The following is an 18,452-nucleotide window of genomic DNA, read 5'->3' as shown; positions in this document are numbered from 1 at the left end:
TCAACGCGACCGATGTGTCTCGCAGTGTCGTCCGGCCGCGTTGATCAGACCTTTCCTAGATTACCGGTGCAGTGCTGCCACAACGCGCGGCCATAACCGCCCGGCAAGCCTCAGCGTGGAGGCTTGGGCTTGCTTGTCTGGGTGGTCGTGCTGCTAGCGTCGGCCGGCTGCGCGGTCGCTGCGCTTGCGCCAGGCTTGCCGGCCATCATGCGATCGCGCGCGGCCTTGAACGGGTTGCCGGGGTACCAGTTGGGCCAACGTTCGCCAGCGGCCACCTCCTTGCCCACGCCATACACCAACTGCAGGTCTTCGATGGTGCCATCGAGCTTCCAGGTGGCGGCGTCGTATTCGTCGCCAGGCGCGTGATAACGATGGCGTCCGTAGTCCTCGGCTGCGGCACGTCCGGCGGCAGTGCCGCCCTCGCGCAGGTCTTCGCCGCCATCGGCATACAACGCCGGCACGCCGGCCTTGGCGAAGTTGAAGTGATCCGAACGGAAGTACGAGCCACTTTGCGGGGTGGCTTCTGCGTGCAGGGTGCGCCCCTGCATTGCGGCGAGCGGCTTGAGGATGTCCTCCAGCTCCGAGCTGCCCATGCCCACCACGGTGACATCGCGGGCGCGCCCGGCCACCGACATCGCGTCCAGATTGATCACCGCCGCAATCTTGTCCAGCGGGAAGCTCGGGTTGGCCACGTAGTACTTGGAACCGAGCAAACCGGATTCTTCCAGCGTCACCGCCAGAAACACCACCGAGCGCGCCGGCTTGGGGTCCTGGTGCGCGAACGCATCGGCAAGTTCCAGGATGCCGGCCACACCGGTCGCGTTGTCCACCGCGCCGTTGTAGATGTTGTCGCCGCTTTCGCCCGGATGCTTGCCCAGGTGATCCCAGTGCGCCATGTACAGCACCGCCTCGTCGGCGTGGCTGGTGCCCGGCAGCACGCCGACCACGTTGCGCGAGGTCTTGGCCGCGATGGTGCTCTTCAGTTCCACCGACCAGCTGGCCTTCAACGGCACCGGCTTGAAGCCGCGCTTGCTGGCGTCCTTGTAGGCCTGCGCCAGGTCCAGCCCGGCATCGGCAAACAATTGCTTGGCGGTTTCGGTACTGATCCAGCCCTGTACCGGCAGGCGCGGGGCGGGATCGTCCTTGGCCGGCAGATCGTATTGCGGGCCGGCCCAGGAATGTTTCACCACGTCCCAGCCGTAGCTGGCGCCGGGTGTGTCGTGCACGATCAATGCGGCGGCCGCGCCCTTGCGTGCGGCTTCTTCGAACTTGTAGGTCCAGCGCCCGTAGTAGGTCATGCGCTTGCCGTCGAACAGCTTGGCATCGCCGGTGTGGAAGCCGGGGTCGTTGACGAACATCACCACCGTCTTGCCTTTCCAGTCCTGGCCGGCGTAATCGTTCCATTGCTGCTCGGGCGCATCCACGCCGTAGCCGACGAACACCAGCTCGCTGTTGTCCAGCTTGACCTCCGGCTGGCCGGTGCGGGTGCCGACCACGATGTCGGTGCCGAAGGCGAGGGTGCGGGTTTGCTCGCCGCTGCGCAGGCTCGGTGCGGTGGATGCATCGGCGGTGGTTTCCACCATCGGCACCTCCTGGAACCAGCTGTCGCCATTGCCCGGCTGCAGCCCGATGCGCTGCATCTGGTCGCGAATGTAGGTCACGGTCTTTTCTTCGCCCGGCGTGCCCGGGCCGCGGCCTTCGAAGTCGTCCGACGCCAGTGTCTTGACCAGTTCGGCGAAGTCGCCGGTGGTCATGTCCGGGGAGAAGGTGTGGCGGCTGACCGGCGCGCTGGGCGCACTATCGGGTGGCGTCTGCGCGGCAGGCGCGCTGGGCGCATCGGCGGGTTCGCGTTTGCAGCCGGCCAGGGCCAGCGTCGCGACCAGGCACAACAGGATCTTGCGGGGCATCGGAACTCCTCGTGCGGCGGAATTCCGATCTTAGAGCGTGCGCCGCATGGTGAGGTGAGCGCGCGGCTGCGTGTGCTGTTGCAGCCAGATGGCAGGCCGGGTAGGGCGCCTGGAGCAGGCGCCCTGGGTCCGGCGCTCGCACCGGCAGGTGCGTGCTGCGTCGATCAGTCCTTCGGCGCCACGTCGCTGTCGAAGCTGCGCGCGGTGGCGCCGCTCACCGCGCCGATCTTGGCGCTGCGATGCACGTACAGGTTGACCTCGCGCTCGAAGTGCAACGGCCCATCGACCACCGCATCCGGGCCGATCACCACACGCGGCTTGCGCGAGGGCTGGAACGAAAAACCGAAGCTCGGCTTGCTCACATCGATGCCGCCGCGCACATGCGAGCCCACCCCGACCGTGATATCGCCATTGACCGTCTCGATGCCCTTGCCGAGCTCGGTCCCCACCAGCCCAATGCTGCCGTTGACCGTTTCCAGCCCGCCGGACACCGTCACTTTCTGGCCCAGCGTGATCGAGCCGTTGACCGTTTCCACGCCACCGGTGCGCGCGTTGTCGCCGATGCGGATGCCGCCATTGACGGTTTCCACGTTCTTGGTTTGCGCGCCGGCACCGATCTCGATGGAGCCGTTGACCGTTTCCAGGGCGCCATAGGTCTTGCCGGCATCTGCGCTGATCCTGCCGTTGACCTTGCTGACGTTCTCGTCGGCCCAGGCGCTCGTGCAGACCAGGGTCAGTGCCAGGAGAAGAATTTGGGGCTTCATGCTGAACCTCGCGCGGCGGCGGTTGTCTGGGGCGTGGCGGCGATCACATCATGCTTGGCTACAATCGCGCACCTGCCTGAAGTCACTGGATCTTTCGTTGCCCCCTTCGTCCGCACCGCTGCCGCGCCTGCCGCTCGCTCCCGCCACCGGCCGTGGACGGATGTGGCTGGCGGCGGGTGTGCTGGCCTGCACCTTGCTGGGCAGCGTGGGTGCAAGCGCGCAGAGCCAGCGCGAGACCGAGCGCAAACTGCAGCAGCTGCGCGATGAGCTCAAGACCATCAGCGCCGATCGGCGCGAGCTGGAAGGCAAGCGCGGCACCGCCGCGCAACAGTTGCGCCAGGCCGACGAGAAAGTGGCCAAGACCGCACGCGCCTTGAGCGAGACCGAAGCGGCGATGCGCGCGCAGGAACAGCATCTGTCCACCCTGCAACAGGAACGCGCGCAGTTGCAGCGCGGTCTGCAGAGCCAGCGCGCGCAGCTGGCGGCATTGTTGCGCGCTGCCGATCAGGTGGGCCGCAATGCACCGTTGAAGGTACTGCTGTCGCAGGACACGGTAGGCGATGCCACGCGCATGCTGGCCGATCACCGCTATGTGCAAAACGCGCGTGCGCAGCGCATCCACGCCCTGACCACGCAACTGGATGCCCTGGCGAAAGTGGAACAGGACATCGCCACCCGGCGCCAGGCGCTGGATGCCGCGCGTGCGCAGCAAAAGGCGCAGGCGGCCACGTTGCAGAAAGATCGCTCGCAACAGGCGGCCACCGTCGCGCAACTGGACGACCGCTACAAACAGCGCGCCGAGCGCGAAAAGGCGATCGGCCAGGACGCCAAAGCGCTGGAACAACTGCTCGCCAATCTGCGCGCGGCTGCCGCCAAGGCCGAAGCCGAACGGCGCGCGGCCGCCAAACGCGCCGCCGCCGAAGCCGCCGCGCAGGCAAAACGCAGCAAGACCGAGCGCTCCGATCGCCCCGGCAAGATGCCCCCCAAGGTGGTCGCCAGCGCACCGGCCCCGAAAGTCGGTGGGCTCAGCTGGCCGGTGGCGGGCAATCTGCTGGCGCGCTTCAATGCCACCTTGCCCGATGGTCACACCAGCAAGGGCGTGCTGATCGGCGCGCCCAAGGGCACCACCGTGACTGCAGTGGCCGATGGCACGGTGGTGTTTTCCGACTGGATGACCGGCTACGGCATGATCCTGATCGTGGACCACGGCAACGGCTACATGAGCCTGTACGCGCATAACGACACCTTGTTGCGCGATGCCGGCGCATCGATCAAACGTGGCGACGCGGTAGCCAAGGTCGGCAGTTCGGGCGGGCAGGGCGTGCCGGCGCTGTACTTCGAATTGCGACGCAACGGGCAGCCGGTGGATCCATCGAGCTGGCTGCAACGCCGCTGAGCGGCGCGCCGCCGGGATTCAACGCGGATTTACCGCTGCTTCGCGCATAATCCGGTCAGCTCCGCGCTGCGGGGCGCCTTATCTCTTTGTCGGAGTGCTTCATGCGCGTAGCCGTCCTGTCCGTTGCCCTGTCGCTGGCCCTGTTCGCGTCGCCTGGTTGGGCGCAGAAGGCCGGCCCCGCCGCCGCCCAGGCCAGCGCGGACGATCCGGAAGCCAATGAAGCCGCTGTGTCCAAGGTGCCGCTGGATGAGATCCGCCGTTTCGTGGCGGTGTACAACGCGGTCAAGCAGGCCTACGTCGACCCGGTCGAAGACAAGAAGCTGATGCACGCCGCCGTGCGCGGGCTGCTCTCTGACCTGGACCCGCACAGCACCTATTTCGACAAGGAAGACGCCGAAGCCTTCGACGAACAGGCCACCGGTGCCTACGACGGCATCGGCGTGGAATTGCTGCAACAGCAGGACAACACGCTGAAGGTCATCGCGCCGATCGACGACACCCCGGCTGCGCGCGCCGGTATCCGCGCCGGCGACGTGATCGTGGCCATCGACGGCAAGCCGATCGATGCCAGCAAGGCGATGGAGCCGCTGCGCGGGGAATCCGGCAGCAAGGTCGTGTTGACCATCATGCGCGACAAGACGCCCAAGCCGTTCGATGTGACCCTGCAGCGCGAAACCATCCGCGTGGCCAGCGTGCGCAGCAAGCTGCTGGAGCCGGGCTATGGCTACATCCGTATCAGCACCTTCCAGGCCGACACCGGTGCCGACTTCCAGAAAAACCTCAAGCAGCTGCAGGCCGGCGGCAAGTTGCGCGGTCTGGTGCTGGATCTGCGCAGCAACCCCGGCGGTCTGCTGACCTCGGCGGTACAGGTGGCCGACGATCTGCTGGACAAGGGCAATATCGTCAGCACGCGCGGGCGCATCTCCATCAGCGATGCCAAGTTCGACGCCACCCCGGGCGATCTGCTCAATGGCGCACCGGTCGTGGTGCTGGTGGACGCCGGTTCGGCCAGTGCGTCGGAAGTGCTGGCCGGCGCGCTGCGCGACAACAAGCGCGCACGCATCATCGGCAGCCGCACCTTCGGCAAGGGCTCGGTGCAGACCGTGCTGCCGCTGGACAACGGCGACTCGGTCAAGCTCACCACCGCGCGCTATTACACGCCCAGCGGCAAGTCGATCCAGGCCAGCGGCATCGTGCCGGACGTACTGCTCACCCCCGAACCGCAGCCGGGCGATGCCGATGTGCCGGCCAGCCTGACCGACTACAGCGAAGCCACCCTGCCGGGCCACCTGCGCGGCGACGACGAAGGCGAAGAGGGCTACAGCGCCGGCGACGTGTTGCCGGGCGACGGCCCGATCGCCGAGGCCCTGGCCGAACTCAAGCAACCCGGCTCCGCCGCCAAGGCGCAAGCCGCGCGCAAGGCCAGGGCGCAGGCAGCGCAGAAGGCGAAGGCCGCCAGCAAGGCCAGTGTCGAGCCCAAGCCGGCGGCAGCGCGCCCGGCGACCACGGACAAAGCCAAATCGGCCGAACCGGCAGGCAAGGCCAAGCCGGCCACTGCACCCGCAGCGCCGGCCGAACCGGTGCAGCCGACGCCGCCAGCAAACAAGCCAATGTCCACCGAACCGGCGCACTAAGAGCGGCCAATGCAACATCGCGGCCCGTCGTCAGGTGGGTTTGGTCGTCTCCCAGGGATTGGCGTGGGCGTGGTGGATGCGGCACCCAACATCAATCGCCGCTCACCTGGCAGCAGCGCGCGCGGCTGGTCGGTTGTTTCAAGGCCGCGCCAACCCAGCGGGGAATCACACCCGCTGCGTTGTTGCCAACACCTCAGGATTGACCAGGTTGCGCGGTGTGCCCGCGGCAAACGCCAGCACATTGTCGAATGCTGCGCCGAAGTACAGCGCGTAGCTGTCGCGTTCCACGTAGCCCAGATGCGGTGTCGCCAACACACGTGCATGCCGCAGCAGCGGATCGCGCGGGTCCAGCACCGGCTCGTGCTCGAACACATCCAGCCCCGCCTGCGCTGGCCGGCCCGCGTCCAACGCAGCGAGCAAGGCGCCCGGGGCGATCAACTCGGCGCGGCTGGTGTTGACCAGCAACGCGTCGTCGCGCATGCGCGCCAGATCCTGTGCGGTGACGTCGTGCCGTGTCTGCGCAGTCAGGCGCCGATGCAGCGACAGCACGTCGCTGCATTCGAACAGTTCCTCGCGGCTGGCCGCGATCGCGAACCCATCGCGCGCTGCCTGCGCACAGGATGCCGGCCCGCCCCACACCAACACCTGCATGCCGAACGCGCGCCCGATGCCGGCCACGCGTTGGCCAATCCGCCCATAGCTCCAGATTCCCAGCGTGCGCCCGTGCAGCACACGTCCCAGCCCCGGATCACCGAGCGCCTGCCAGCGGCCCTGCTGCAAGGCATGCTGGTAGTCGGTCAGCCGACGGCTGGCCGACAGGATCAGCGCCCAGGTCAGCTCGGCCGGCGCCACCGGCGAGCCGACGCCTTCGGCCACCGCCACACCCAATGCGGTGCACGCCGCCACATCCACATGCGCGCCGACGCGCCCGGTCTGGCTGATCAGTTTCAGCCGCGGCAGCCGTTGCAGCAGCGCCGCATCCACCCGCGTGCGTTCGCGGAACAGCCCAATGCGTCGGCGTCGGCCAGACGTGCGGCGCGCGCATCGAGTTCCGCATCCAACGCACCCAGCACCTGCACCTGGTGGCCCTGCATCTGCTGCAGGCAGGGCAGCTGCGCGACGGCGCCCTGGTAGTCGTCGGGCACCACGATGCGCATCAGCGTGGCTTGATCGGCGAGGGGAACGGGGTGACCACCTTATCGCCGGTGGTGGCATCGTGAATCACCGACTGGCCTTTTTTCTCGACTTCTTCGATCCGCACGATGCTCTGCATCGGCAGGTGCAAGGTCTTGGTATTGCCGAATTCCTCGCGCAGGCGTTCTTCGGTGGGGTCCACCACCAGCACGTCGTGCACGTCGAACACCAGCTCGCCGATCTGGTTGAAGCCCCACAGATGGCTGCCGGTGACCTCACGCGCGTAGAGCTCGTACACCTTGCCGTGATTGAGGAAGGTGACTTTGTACAGAGACTTGGACATGTCGCGATTATAGGCGCGCGCCTGGGCAGCGACGCGCGCAGCATCGTGCCGGTACCTCGGCCGCACGGGTTGCTGCCTGCCGCTACGGCCGATGTGCTGCGCGCCTCAGAAGCCGTGGCGCTTGCGCAGCCGCCGCGCGATCGCCGCGCGCACGTACAGACCGTACACGATGCCGAACACGAAGCCGGCGATATGCGCCGACCACGCCACCATGCCGAACGCCGGGCCGATATAGGCGAACACCACCTGCAGCAGCGCCCAGGCGCCGATCAACAACGGCGCCGGCACACGGATGAATTCCAGAAACACGCCCAGCGGCAGCACCACGCCCAGCTTGGCGCCCGGAAACAGCGCCAGGTACGTGCCGATCAACGCAGACACCGCACCCGAGGCGCCGATGATCACCCGGTCCGGCGTGCCGATGGCAAAGATCGCCGCCAGGTTGGAGGCCGCGCCGCCGACCAGAAACAGCAGCAACAACCGCCACGGACCCAGGATGCGTTCGGCCGGCAGCCCGAAGATCAGCAGGAACACCAGGTTGCCGAGCAGATGCGACCAGTCCGCGTGCAGGAACAGCGCCGTAAACAGCCGCAGCACGCTGCCGTCGCGCAAGGTGGCCCACCACCAGTCGCCCAGATTGGAGACCCCGCTGGAGAGCGCGCCCCAGTCCAGCCACAACGTATTGCGCGCCTCGCCGGGCCGGCTGATCGACCACAGATACGCCAGCCACACCGTGGCAAACAGCAACGGCACCGCCCAGCGCAGGGTGGGTTTCTTGCGGGAAGGGAGAGAGACGAACATCGGACGGGGACAATAGCCGGTCCACGCTGCTGAACCCAACCCTAACCTGACGGCACGTTCAGCGCGGGCCTCGTTATTGTTCGGTTAATCGTCATGGGTATACTGCGTACGGCGTCGTATGTCGGGGGGGGGGGGTCTCCGGCGCGCTCCGGACACTGGATTGGTGCTGGACGCGGGCGCTGAATCGACCATTGCAGTCCTTATCCGGAGAGCTACAACTTATGTCTACCGCTTCCACTCTCAGCCGCGCCACCCTGTTGGCCGTCGGTATCGCTGGCGTGCTGGCCGTTGGTCAGGCGCACGGCGCCGCGTTCCAGCTGAAGGAAAACAGCGCCAAGGGCCTCGGCCGCGCGTTCGCAGGTTCGGGCAGCGCCCCGGATGATGCCTCCATCATCGCCAACAACCCGGCCGGCATGCGCCAGCTGGACGGTCGCCTGTTCCAGGCCGACGTCAGCGCCATCAGCTTCTCGGCCAAGTTCCAGCCCGACACCGCGACCTACGCCAACGGCGCTCCGGTGTCCGGCGGTAACGGCGACGACGCCGGCATGATCGCGCCGGTCCCGGCGATGTACTTCCACGTGCCGTTCGGCGAGAACGACAACATGCACCTGGGCACCTCGCTGACCGTGCCGTTCGGCTTCAAGACCGAATACGACCGCGACTGGGTCGGCCGCTACCACGGCACCAAGACCGAGCTGCAGGCGATCGACTTCAATGTCGCGTTCTCCTATGACGTGAACCCGTACGTGTCCTTCGGTGCCTCGGTGTTCGCCGAGCGTCTGGATGTCGACCTGGCCAACGCCGTGGATTTCGGCAGCGTGCTGGCTGCGCGCCGCGTGCCGGGCTTCGCACCGGGCAGCGCCGATGGCTACTCGCGCATCAAGGGCGACAGCACCGAAGTGGGCTTCACCCTGGGCGGCTTGTTCAGCATCGATGAGAACACCCACATCGGCTTCAGCTACCACTCGCAGGTGGAACACAAGATCACCGACGGCACCGCCGACTTCACCGTGCCGGGCAGTGCTGCCGCCGTGCTGAGCGTGGCCGCACCGGGCACCTTCGTCGATACCAAGGGCCGCGCCACCGTCAAGCTGCCGGCCAGCGCCACCGCCAGCTTCACGCACAATGTAAACGAGCAGTGGTCGATCATGGCCGACGTCACCCGCACCGCCTGGAGCAAGTTCGACCAGGTGACCGTGGACTTCGCCTCCAATCAGCCCGACAGCGTGCTGGACTTCTCCTACCGCGACACCACCTTCGCCTCGATCGGTGCCGACTACCGCATGAGCGATACGGTGACCCTGCGCGGCGGCCTGGCCTACGACCAGACCCCGACCACGGCCGAGCACCGCGACGTGCGCGTGCCGGACGCGAGCCGCAAGTGGGTGTCGCTGGGCATGAGCTGGCGCCCGTCGGCGCAGACCGAGTACAACTTCGGTTACACCCACCTGTTCACCAGCGACCCGACCAGCGACACCCGCAGCGCCACCGGCGATCGTCTGGCCGGCAGCTACGACGTGAAGGGCGACGTGTTCGCCGCTTCGATCAACTACAAGTTCTGATCGCCGCAGCACGCGTTGAGTGACGAAAAACCCCGCTTCGGCGGGGTTTTTCTTTGCTGCGTCGCACGCCCCACACACGACACGTGCACCCGGCAACAAACAATTAGCAACGAGTAGCAAGCGAAGCGGGCAAGGCACCGCGCCTGAGTGCAGCACCTCACCATCATGCGCGGTGCGGCTACCCGTACTGGCATTGCGAGCTGTATCCACGCGATGCCAATGCCGACACGCTGCATCGGCATCTGCTGTGGACGCTGTATCTCAACGACGACTTCGCGCAGGGCGAAACCGAATTCCTGTTCCAGCAACGCAAGGCACGCCCACGCACCGCAGCCTGCTGATCGCTCCCACCGCCTTCACCCATACCCACCGCGGCAACCGCCCGGTCGGCGGCGACAAGTTCATCGCGACGAGCTGGATCTTGTTTCAGTCGGCGCAGGCGCTTTACGGCGGGGAATCGGGAATGGGGAATCGCAACGGCGGCGCTTTCGGCTGTGGCTATTGCTGTTGCTTTGCCGACTCCCCATTCCCGCAGCTGCACAGCGCTTGAGTGCGCCCGGCATTGCGTCGCAATGCTTGGGCTCGCTCCTGGATGCGTACGCATCGCTTGCACCGCGCATCGTTAGTAAGAATACTAACCGGATGCAGAAGACTTCTTTCCCTGGCGCGAGCGAGGCAACCGAGCGCGATGTCCGCAGCTCGCGCACGGTCATCAAGGGGCGCGGCACCACCGCCTACGTGCCCGGTCGCTTTTCGGTCACCACCGCCGTCGAGATAGACGATGGATGGGGAGCGCTCGATTCCGATGCCGAGACTGCGGTTGGTCCCAAGACCGTGGTGGCGGAGGAAATCGCGCGCAGCATCATCAGCCGCAACAACTCGCCCGACGTCGGGTTCTCGCAGTCGGTGAACCCGTACCGGGGATGTGAGCACGGCTGCGTGTACTGCTTTGCCAGACCCTCGCACGCGTATCTGGATCTGTCGCCAGGGCTGGATTTCGAAACGCGGATCTTTGCCAAGCCGAATGCGGCAGCGCTGCTGCGTGCAGAAATGGCACGCCCGCCCGTCCTACCAGTGCTCGCCGATCGCGTTGGGGATCAACACCGACGCCTACCAGCCCGCCGAGCGGCGCCTGCACATTTCCCGGCAATGCCTGGAAGTGCTTGCACAGGCCCGTCACCCGGTCAGCTTCGTGACCAAGGCAGCGTTGATCGAACGCGACATCGATGTGCTTGCCGAGATGGCGCAGCACAACCTGGTGTCGGTGTATTTCTCGGTCACCACGCTCGACAACCGTCTTGCAGCGAAGATGGAACCGCGCGCAGTCGCGCCGCATGCGCGACTGCGCGCCATGCAGGCGCTGCACGCTGCCGGCGTACCGGTGGGCGTGTTGGTCGCTCCGGTCATCCCGATGATCAACGACAAGGAACTCGAGCGCATTCTGGACGCGGCCGCAGCCCATGGCGCACGTTCGGCCGGCTACGTATTGCTGCGCCTGCCGCACGAACTCACCCAGTTATGGCGCGAATGGCTTGAGCTGCACTATCCGGATCGTGCCAGGCACGTCATGAGCCTGATCCAGCAGATGCGCGGCGGCAAGGACTACGACAGCCGCTTCGGCAAGCGCATGGTCGGCGAGGGCCCGTTTGCAGAGCTGATCGCACAGCGTTTTTCCATCGCGTGTCGGCGCCTTGGATTCGGGCGGCTGCCCAGGCTCGATACCACGCAGTTTCGTGCGCCCAAACCGGACACGCCGCAGTTGGACCTGTTTTGATCGCGCCGGGTTTGCGCTGCCTGCAGCGGTCTTGGCCCCGACGCGCATGCGAGTTGCGTTCGGCCGCAGGGCCGGAACAATGCGCCAGCGCCGGCGAGACGCTGCAACACGTCCGGCAGATGGCTACAAGGCGATGCCGTGGAAGGGTTGCAGCACGATCTCGGCAATAGCCGAACGTCCAACCTCGAAGGCTTGCTGATACGCCGCATCGGCAATCATCTGCCTGAAGGCGGATCGACCCGGATACTGCACCAGCGTGACCGCATCCCACGCCTGTGCCTGGCCCGTGGTCAGCACCGGCAGACCGTCGCCGCTGAAGACAATGTGCGCGCCGAACCGGGCCAGGATCGGCTCGGCCAAGCGCAGGTACTGGTGATAGCGCTGCCGTCCGCCATCGGGCTGGAAGCGAATCAGGTTCAACATGACGATCGCCGAGGTGTCCTCGTTGTCCAGGAACGCACCGAGTGCATCGGGTGAAAACGCAACCATGTCAGTCTCCTTGGTCTGGCTTCCGCACAAGGGAAGCGGCCAACACACGCTAGCGTTGTGCCATGTCAGAAACTGTCAGTAACGAACGCCAATCGCGGTCCTGTTGTCGCCATTGCTTGACCAACGCCTGGCGCGACTGCGGGTAACGCGTTTCCAGCGGTGCCTGTACCTGCAATCGATCGACACGAAAATGCCGAAACGCGCAACGGCGCTCGCACCAGGCTGCCAGGACGCGTACGTCGTCGAAATAGATCCAGTGCGATCGGCCAGGCGATGCGCTCGGAGGGCGTGTCTTGCGCATCGGCATAGCCGATCCCCAGTTTGCATTGCCGCCGGATGACGTCGCGCAACACGGCGGTCTGCGGATGATTGACCGCCTCGGATGTGGAAGCGGCGGTGAGAATCACCGGCGGCGCCATGCCTGTGCCGGCGCCATCGCCGTGCTTTCTGGCAGACAAGATCTTCGCCAGGGCGCTTTCGCCACATCTGGCCAAGGCAGGATCGGCACGTTGTTTGACCCAATCCAGGCCGAGCATGATCGCATCCAGCTCTTCCTGCGAAAACGCCAGCGATGGCAGGAAAAATCCCGGCTTCAGGGAATAGCCAACGCCGGCTTGGCCCTCCAACGGCACACCGAGCGCGCGCAAGGTGTCGATATTCGGTAGACGCTTCGCTGTGATACACCCAACTCGGACGCCAACGCAGCGGCCGACACCGGCAGTCCGCGCGCGCGCAGCAGGCCGAGCAGTTCAAACAGGCGAGTTGTCCTGGACATCCATCAGCCTTCGCGCGGCAGCCTTGCATTCCGGCACTCATCCTAGCGTGTTGGCAAGGCCGGCTTGCGTTGTCACCGCTGCGCCTCAGCGCGCTCTAGCGATCGCTGGCCGGTGCCCATCCAGGGCTGGAAGCGCCGGGGCACGATGCCGACGCCAGCGCGGTGGGGCTAGGTCGCACTGGCGCGAGGCGCAACGGGGCGAGCAGCCTGGGATTGGCAGTGTCTGCGTGCTGCCGCCGCAATCGGCCTTGCTCAAGCGCGCAGCGGGCGGTCATCGCAACACCGCGTGCGCCCCGTAGAATCCGCGCATGCCCGCACTTGCACAGGGCGCGTGGGAGTGGCTGGCCAACCTTCCCCACCTCGAAGCGCTCCTTCTGGCCGCCTATGTGCTGTACCTGCTGTGGATCGCCGGCTGGATCGTGCTGCAGAAGCGCGAACCGGTGGCCACGCTGAGCTGGGTGCTGTCGCTGGCGGCGCTGCCGTACCTGGGGCTGCTGATCTACTACTGGCTTGGCCCGCAAAAGGTCAAACGGCAGCGGCTGCGGCGCGGGCGCTCGCGCTCGGGCATGGAGAGCTACAGCAGCGTCTGCCCGCCGGATGCCGATTGCACCGAGCTGGCCAAGATCGCCCAGTCCACCACCGGGCTGGCGCCCAGCAGCGCCACCGAAGTGCATTGGCTGGTGGATGGTGCTGCGACGTACGCCGCCATCATCGAAGCGATCCGGGGCGCACGCGACCATATCCATCTGGAGTACTACATCTTCCAGCCCGACCATAGCGGCACCGCGATTTGCGATGCACTGATGGAACGTGCCCGTGCCGGGGTCAAGGTGCGGCTGCTGATGGATGCAATCGGCTCCTCGGCAATGACCCGACGCGCCTTGCGCACGCTGCGCGAGGCCGGGGTGGAAACCGCCTGGTTCCACCCATCGCAGCTGCTCAAGCCCTTCAAGCGGCCGTGGTTGAACCTGCGCACCCACCGCAAGGTGATCGTCATCGATGGCCGCGTCGGCTTCACCGGCGGCATCAACGTCACCGACGACGAAAACGAGCAGGTACGCAAGCAGGCGTATCGCGATCTGCACGTGCGCCTGCAAGGCCATGTGGTGCGCAGTCTGCAGCTGGTGTTCCTGGAGGATTGGCTCTATGCCACCGGCCAGGGCCGCGCGGCCTTCCACGGCCAGCAGCTATGGCCGGACGATATGCCCACCCGCACGCAAGGCACGGTCGATGCGCAGGTGCTGGTGTCCGGCCCGGATTCGTCGTGGGAAGCGATCCACCGCCTGATGGTCGCCGCCATCCATGAAGCCAAGCACCGCGTGTGGCTGGTCACCCCGTACTTCGTGCCCGGCGAAGCGGCGCGCATGGCGCTGACCTCGGCCGCGCTCGGCGGGCTGGACGTGCGTCTGCTGGTGCCGCGGGTGAGCGATTCGCGCCTGGTCACCTATGCGGCACGCTCGTATTTCGACGAGTTGCTGGAAGCCGGCGTGCACATCTACGAATACGGCCCGCGCATGCTGCACACCAAGGCGCTGCTGGCCGACGACGATGTCTGCATCGTCGGCAGCGCCAATTTCGACAGCCGCAGCTTCCGGCTCAATTTCGAGTTGTCGATGCTGTTCCGCGACCAGGCGGTGGCAGCAGAGATGGCCGGGCTGATCGGCACCGACATGGCACAAGCGCAGGAAGTGCGCTTTGCGCGGCATCGTCCGTTATGGCGCTCGCGCCTGCCGGAAGCCTTTGCCCGGCTGTTGTCGCCACTGCTCTGACCAACGGTGCGGTGCCCACGTGGAACCGCGCCGGGTGCGGCGCTACACTGCCGCCACTCAACGGGGAGCTCGTCATGCACTGGCTGTTTCTGCTTATGGCACTGGGTGCGCTGGTGCTGGCTTTCAGCACGCCGCACGTGTGGTTGCTGGTGGTCTCGCTGCTGGTGGCGTTGCTGTTGCTGTTGTTGTGGACGCGCGGTTGGTTCGCCTCGCGCATGGGCGACACCCAACGCGATACCAGCAGCATGATCGACCCGGCCGAGCTGCGCCGCCTGCGCGAGCTGGCAGAAGCGCGTAAATCGGCCGCCCTGGCGGCTGCACGCGACAGCGAGCCGCAGGCCTGATCACCGCATGGCCACCCAGCTCAGCGTCAACGTCAACAAGATCGCCGTCCTGCGCAACTCGCGCGGCGGCGCCGACCCGGACGTGGTGCAGGCCGCACGCGCCTGCATCGCCGCCGGTGCGCACGGCATCACCGTGCATCCGCGCCCGGACCAACGCCATATCCGTGCCGACGACGTGCTGGCGCTCAGTGCGCTCACGCGCGCGCACGCGGTGGAATTCAATATCGAAGGCAATCCGTTCGCGCCACCGCGCGCAGGCTATCCGGGGTTGCTGGAATTGTGCCATGCCACGCGCCCGCAGCAGATCACCCTGGTGCCGGACGGCGACGGGCAACTGACCTCCGACCATGGCTTCGATTTTGCGCAGGACACTGCCCAGCTCGCCGAGCTGATCACAGCGTTCAAGCTGCTGGGCAGTCGGGTCAGCCTGTTCGTCGATGCAGGCAACCCGGACATCGCCCGTGCAGCCACGCTCGGTGCAGACCGTATCGAGCTGTACACCGGCCCGTATGCCCACGCGCATGCCAGCGGACAGGCAGATACCGCCTTGGCGCTGTTCGACGATGCCGCGCAGCGTGCCAGTGGCGCAGGCTTGGGCATCAATGCCGGGCATGATTTGTCGCAAGCCAACCTGGGCGATTTTCTCGCCGCTGTACCCGGTGTGCTCGAGGTGTCCATCGGCCACGCCTTGATCAGCGAAGCCCTGTATCAGGGATTGGATGCAAGCGTGCGCGCGTATGTCGACATTCTGCGTGGCAGCGGCGGTGGCGCTTGAGTTCATGCGGTGACGTCGGCATCGATGATCGATGCCTGGGGTGGCGATCACTGCGTTCGCGCAAAGGGATGCTGCGCAGAAGCATCACGACAAGCGCTTGGTTAGCGGGTGCGAATTGCTCCCGGTGAGCAACAACCTTGATTAACTCCCTCATGCCTATCGCGTCCGAAGACGCGATGCGGCGCCTGGGCAACCGCATCGCGCGGTATTGCATGCACTGCATGTGGCCAAGTGCAATACGCGCTTGCAGAAACACTACTGCACGAAGGCGATGCGCTGCACTTGCGCGTTCTTTGCTGCCGCCAGCACGCTGGCCATCACTGCATACTCGGCGTCCGCATTGGCGGCGATGCGCAGTTCCGGCTGATTTCCTGCAGTTGCCTGCATCTGCTCGATCAACCTGGACTGGAGTTGCGGCAACGTCACCGGGCTGGCGTTCCAGAACAGCTGTCCGTTGGCATCCACGCGCAAAGCGATAGGTGCAGGCGGCTCCAGCGGTGTCGTTACTTGCGAACTGTGCTGCGGCAGATCCACCGCGATTGTCCGCGTCACCATCGGTGCGGTGACGATGAAGATAATCAACAACACCAACATGACATCCACCAGCGGCGTGACGTTAATCTCCGCCAGCGGTCCCCGATTCCCTGCCGTACTGAAAGCCATGACTGCCTCCTGTGCTGTGATCGTGGGTACTGCATGGCCGAGCATACACCTGCGTCTTGCGTCGCCAACTCGACGCGGGTGCTGGCGCGCTGGAGCATGTCGGGCGCGCTGGCGGCACGGCATCGGCTCGGCATTGCGGCGCTGGGCGCTGAGGCTTCCACAAGCGCTGCCATTCACGCGCGTGAGTCGAAAAGGTGGCGATGGATCGCCAGCGGATTCACTGGCGGCTTGCGCGCAGGCGCAATGGTGTCGGTGGATGCATCGGCGCGCCTCGTTTGCGCGTCATGCGCAACAGGACACGGAAGCGCTCGAAACCACTGCGCACCTGATGCATAGGCAGGTTTCATGCGCCCAGATCCGCGCGTTCTGCCGCATGCCATCCGATGGCACGCCAGTGACTCTGATCGTCAGTCTTTCCCAGCAAAGGTCGCTTGGCTGCTTGGACGCACTGCACTGGTGCTCGTTGGAGCATTGGAATGTTTGCAGGTACGACACGCAGGCAGCACACATAAAAAAACGCCACCGTTTCCGGTGGCGTTGCAGTCGCGTCATGACTGTTGTGTTGCGGTCTTGCAGAGACGTTTACTGCTGCATGAAGCCGATTTTCTTCATCTGCGAGTTCTTCGCAGCCGCCAGCACCTTGGCCATCACCTCGTACTCCGCATCCGGATTTGCATCGATGCGCAGTTCTGGCTGATTGGTCGGATCGGCCTGCACCACTTCTTCCATCTTCTGTTGCAACAAGTCGACCGGAGTCGGGCTGTTGTTCCAGAACACCTGGTTGCTGGCGTCGATACGCAACTCGATCGGCGGCGGCGGTTCGGTCGTCTGCGGTGGCGGGTTGAGCACCCGCTGCGGCAGATCCACGGCGATCGGGTAGGTCATGATCGGCGCGGTGACGATGAAGATGATCAGCAGCACCAGCATCACGTCCACCAGGGGTGTGACGTTGATGTCGGCCATCGGCCCACGGCTTCCACCAGTACTAAATGCCATGGCTTACTGCCCCTTCACTTTGGTTGCAACGAAACCGACGTCCAGCATGCCCTGACCCTGCGCGATCTTGGTGATCTCGTTGATCGTACGCATCTTGGTCGTGCGGTCGCCACGCAGGTTGAGCGGCGGCTGCGGGGTCTGCTGTGCGGCGGTGGACAGGCGCGACTCCAGGGCTTCCTTGGAAATCGGCTCGTCGTTCCAGTACAGCGACCCATCTTCCTTGACGGCCAGAGTGATCGGCGCGGCGCGTTTCTCCGCATCTTCCTTCTGGATCAAGTTGGCCTCTGGCAGCTCCACCTTGACCTTATGGGACATCAGCGGTGCCGTAATGATGAAGATGATCAGCAGCACCAACATCACGTCCACGAGGGGCGTCACGTTGATGTCGGCCATCGGGCCACCGCTGTTTCCACTACTGAAGGCCATAACGGGCTCCGTCTAAATCGTTGCGAAGGCGTTCTTTACTGCCAGATCTTGCGACGCGATTAGCGAACGCGCGAACCGGTGGCAAAGAAGTCGTGCAGGTCGTGAGCGAAGGAGTCGAACTTGGCGATCACCGAGCTATTGACCTTGGAGAAGAAGTTGAACGCGAACACGGCCGGGATTGCGACGAACAGGCCGATCGCGGTCATGATCAGCGCTTCACCCACCGGGCCGGCAACGGCGTCGATGGAGGCCGAACCGGTTGCACCGATCTTGATCAGCGCGCCGTAGATGCCCCACACGGTACCGAGCAGACCGACGAACGGCGCGGTCGCACCGACGGTGGCCAGCAGGGTCATGCCCGACTGCAGCTTGGTGCTTTCGCGGGTCACGGCCTGACGCAGGGCGCGGTCGACGAACTCCGAACGGCTCAGGCTCTCGCCCAGGCCACCGGTGCTACCTTCTGCACGCTGGTGGTGCGCGGCCGCCTGGGCGGCGTCCAGCGCGATCTTCGAGAACGGCTCGGAAGCCGGCTGCGCTTCCATGGCGCGGATGGCGTCCTGTGCATTCGGGGCATCCCAGAACGCGGTGGTGACGCGGTCAGCCGCGCTCTTCAGACGGGTGGCGCGGAAGATGTTGATGACGGTCCAGTACCAGGAGGCAGCGGACATGGCGATCAGGGTGATCAGCACGACCCAAGACACGGCGAAGTCGCCGGGGCTGGAGGTCATTTCGGTGATCAAGTGCTCGAAGCCCATCTGCGACAGAGCGGCCGACGGATTGGAGCCCCCTGCAGCGGCGGCGATAAAGAATTCCTGCAGCATGACGCTTACCTTTGTTGTGTGTGGTGATGAAGGGTGGAGCGAAAGGAAGAAAGGATCCTGGGCCGACCATGGTCGGCCC

Annotated in this window: 15 protein-coding genes and 4 pseudogenes; 8 read left to right on the top strand and 11 right to left on the bottom strand. The window is 65.5% G+C overall.

Annotated features, from left to right (window positions below; genetic code table 11):
* Positions 1 to 110 precede the first annotated feature (110 nt).
* Positions 111 to 1,907 carry a M28 family metallopeptidase gene (locus XAXN_RS11835; protein WP_054319687.1) on the bottom strand — a complete coding sequence of 599 codons (1,797 nt, stop codon included), beginning with the start codon at positions 1,905 to 1,907 and terminating at the stop codon, positions 111 to 113.
* 164 nt (positions 1,908 to 2,071) lie between these two features.
* Entirely contained in the window at positions 2,072 to 2,671 is a 600-nt protein-coding gene (locus XAXN_RS11830; RefSeq protein WP_054319686.1) for a DUF4097 family beta strand repeat-containing protein, read from the bottom strand.
* A 97-nt stretch (positions 2,672 to 2,768) separates the two neighbouring features.
* On the opposite strand from XAXN_RS11830, the gene XAXN_RS11825 reads away from it, so the two are divergent.
* Together XAXN_RS11825 and XAXN_RS11820 are read left to right on the top strand one after the other, a co-directional pair.
* Complete coding sequence (locus XAXN_RS11825) at positions 2,769 to 4,067, top strand: murein hydrolase activator EnvC family protein (RefSeq protein ID WP_171890723.1); 1,299 nt, start codon at positions 2,769 to 2,771, stop codon at positions 4,065 to 4,067.
* Positions 4,068 to 4,168: 101 nt separating this feature from the next.
* On the top strand, positions 4,169 to 5,701 hold the full coding sequence (locus XAXN_RS11820) for a S41 family peptidase (protein WP_042820906.1): 1,533 nt from the start codon (positions 4,169 to 4,171) through the stop codon (positions 5,699 to 5,701).
* Between the two features lie 165 nt (positions 5,702 to 5,866).
* On the opposite strand, the pseudogene XAXN_RS11815 reads toward XAXN_RS11820, so the two are convergent.
* The 3 genes and pseudogenes from XAXN_RS11815 to XAXN_RS11805 all read right to left on the bottom strand — a co-directional run bounded on the left by XAXN_RS11815 (position 5,867) and on the right by XAXN_RS11805 (position 7,979).
* Positions 5,867 to 6,858 (bottom strand): annotated as a pseudogene (locus XAXN_RS11815) (D-2-hydroxyacid dehydrogenase family protein).
* Positions 6,858 to 7,178: a DUF1820 family protein gene (locus XAXN_RS11810; protein ID WP_054319684.1), complete on the bottom strand. Its 321-nt coding sequence runs from the start codon at positions 7,176 to 7,178 to the stop codon at positions 6,858 to 6,860. The pseudogene XAXN_RS11815 and the gene XAXN_RS11810 overlap by 1 nt, the downstream one beginning before the upstream one ends.
* A gap of 105 nt (positions 7,179 to 7,283) precedes the next feature.
* The gene (locus XAXN_RS11805) at positions 7,284 to 7,979 is read right to left on the bottom strand and encodes a rhomboid family intramembrane serine protease (RefSeq protein WP_054319683.1); all 696 of its coding nucleotides are present in this window, start codon (positions 7,977 to 7,979) and stop codon (positions 7,284 to 7,286) included.
* 221 nt (positions 7,980 to 8,200) lie between these two features.
* Between XAXN_RS11805 and XAXN_RS11800 the strand changes: the two genes are divergently transcribed.
* From XAXN_RS11800 to XAXN_RS11790, 3 genes and pseudogenes are all read left to right on the top strand, one after another.
* The gene (locus XAXN_RS11800; protein WP_054319682.1) at positions 8,201 to 9,541 is read left to right on the top strand and encodes an outer membrane protein transport protein; all 1,341 of its coding nucleotides are present in this window, start codon (positions 8,201 to 8,203) and stop codon (positions 9,539 to 9,541) included.
* Between the two features lie 176 nt (positions 9,542 to 9,717).
* Positions 9,718 to 9,998, top strand: a pseudogene (locus XAXN_RS11795) (2OG-Fe(II) oxygenase); the annotation flags it as partial.
* A 185-nt stretch (positions 9,999 to 10,183) separates the two neighbouring features.
* A pseudogene (locus tag XAXN_RS11790) lies at positions 10,184 to 11,315 on the top strand (PA0069 family radical SAM protein).
* Positions 11,316 to 11,438: 123 nt separating this feature from the next.
* Here XAXN_RS11790 and XAXN_RS11785 read toward each other — a convergent pair.
* A complete protein-coding gene (locus tag XAXN_RS11785; protein ID WP_054319681.1) occupies positions 11,439 to 11,804 on the bottom strand; it encodes a DUF1330 domain-containing protein in 366 nt (121 codons plus the stop codon).
* A 49-nt stretch (positions 11,805 to 11,853) separates the two neighbouring features.
* Positions 11,854 to 12,579: pseudogene (locus XAXN_RS11780) on the bottom strand (helix-turn-helix transcriptional regulator).
* Positions 12,580 to 12,887: 308 nt separating this feature from the next.
* Here XAXN_RS11780 and cls point away from each other — a divergent pair.
* From cls to XAXN_RS11765, 3 genes are all read left to right on the top strand, one after another.
* Positions 12,888 to 14,348, top strand: a complete 1,461-nt coding sequence (gene cls, locus XAXN_RS11775) for a cardiolipin synthase (protein WP_054319680.1) — start codon at positions 12,888 to 12,890, stop codon at positions 14,346 to 14,348.
* A 74-nt stretch (positions 14,349 to 14,422) separates the two neighbouring features.
* Positions 14,423 to 14,692, top strand: a complete 270-nt coding sequence (locus tag XAXN_RS11770) for a hypothetical protein (protein ID WP_017155969.1) — start codon at positions 14,423 to 14,425, stop codon at positions 14,690 to 14,692.
* Positions 14,693 to 14,699: 7 nt separating this feature from the next.
* Complete coding sequence (locus XAXN_RS11765; protein WP_042820901.1) at positions 14,700 to 15,467, top strand: pyridoxine 5'-phosphate synthase; 768 nt, start codon at positions 14,700 to 14,702, stop codon at positions 15,465 to 15,467.
* A 255-nt stretch (positions 15,468 to 15,722) separates the two neighbouring features.
* Here XAXN_RS11765 and XAXN_RS11760 read toward each other — a convergent pair whose 3' ends face one another.
* From XAXN_RS11760 to exbB, 4 genes are all read right to left on the bottom strand, one after another.
* On the bottom strand, positions 15,723 to 16,130 hold the full coding sequence (locus XAXN_RS11760) for an ExbD/TolR family protein (RefSeq protein WP_054319679.1): 408 nt from the start codon (positions 16,128 to 16,130) through the stop codon (positions 15,723 to 15,725).
* A gap of 582 nt (positions 16,131 to 16,712) precedes the next feature.
* A complete protein-coding gene (locus tag XAXN_RS11755; protein ID WP_042820899.1) occupies positions 16,713 to 17,126 on the bottom strand; it encodes an ExbD/TolR family protein in 414 nt (137 codons plus the stop codon).
* A 3-nt stretch (positions 17,127 to 17,129) separates the two neighbouring features.
* Positions 17,130 to 17,552 (bottom strand): ExbD/TolR family protein, encoded by a 423-nt coding sequence (locus XAXN_RS11750; RefSeq protein WP_005912447.1) that lies wholly within the window; start codon positions 17,550 to 17,552, stop codon positions 17,130 to 17,132.
* Between the two features lie 59 nt (positions 17,553 to 17,611).
* A complete protein-coding gene (exbB, locus tag XAXN_RS11745; protein WP_054319678.1) occupies positions 17,612 to 18,373 on the bottom strand; it encodes a TonB-system energizer ExbB in 762 nt (253 codons plus the stop codon).
* Between the last annotated feature and the right edge of the window lie 79 nt (positions 18,374 to 18,452).

The organism is Xanthomonas axonopodis (assembly GCF_001304695.1).
Lineage (GTDB): Bacteria > Pseudomonadota > Gammaproteobacteria > Xanthomonadales > Xanthomonadaceae > Xanthomonas > Xanthomonas axonopodis.
Note: the sequence above shows the minus strand (reverse complement) of the source record. Positions and strands in the feature narration are given on the sequence as shown.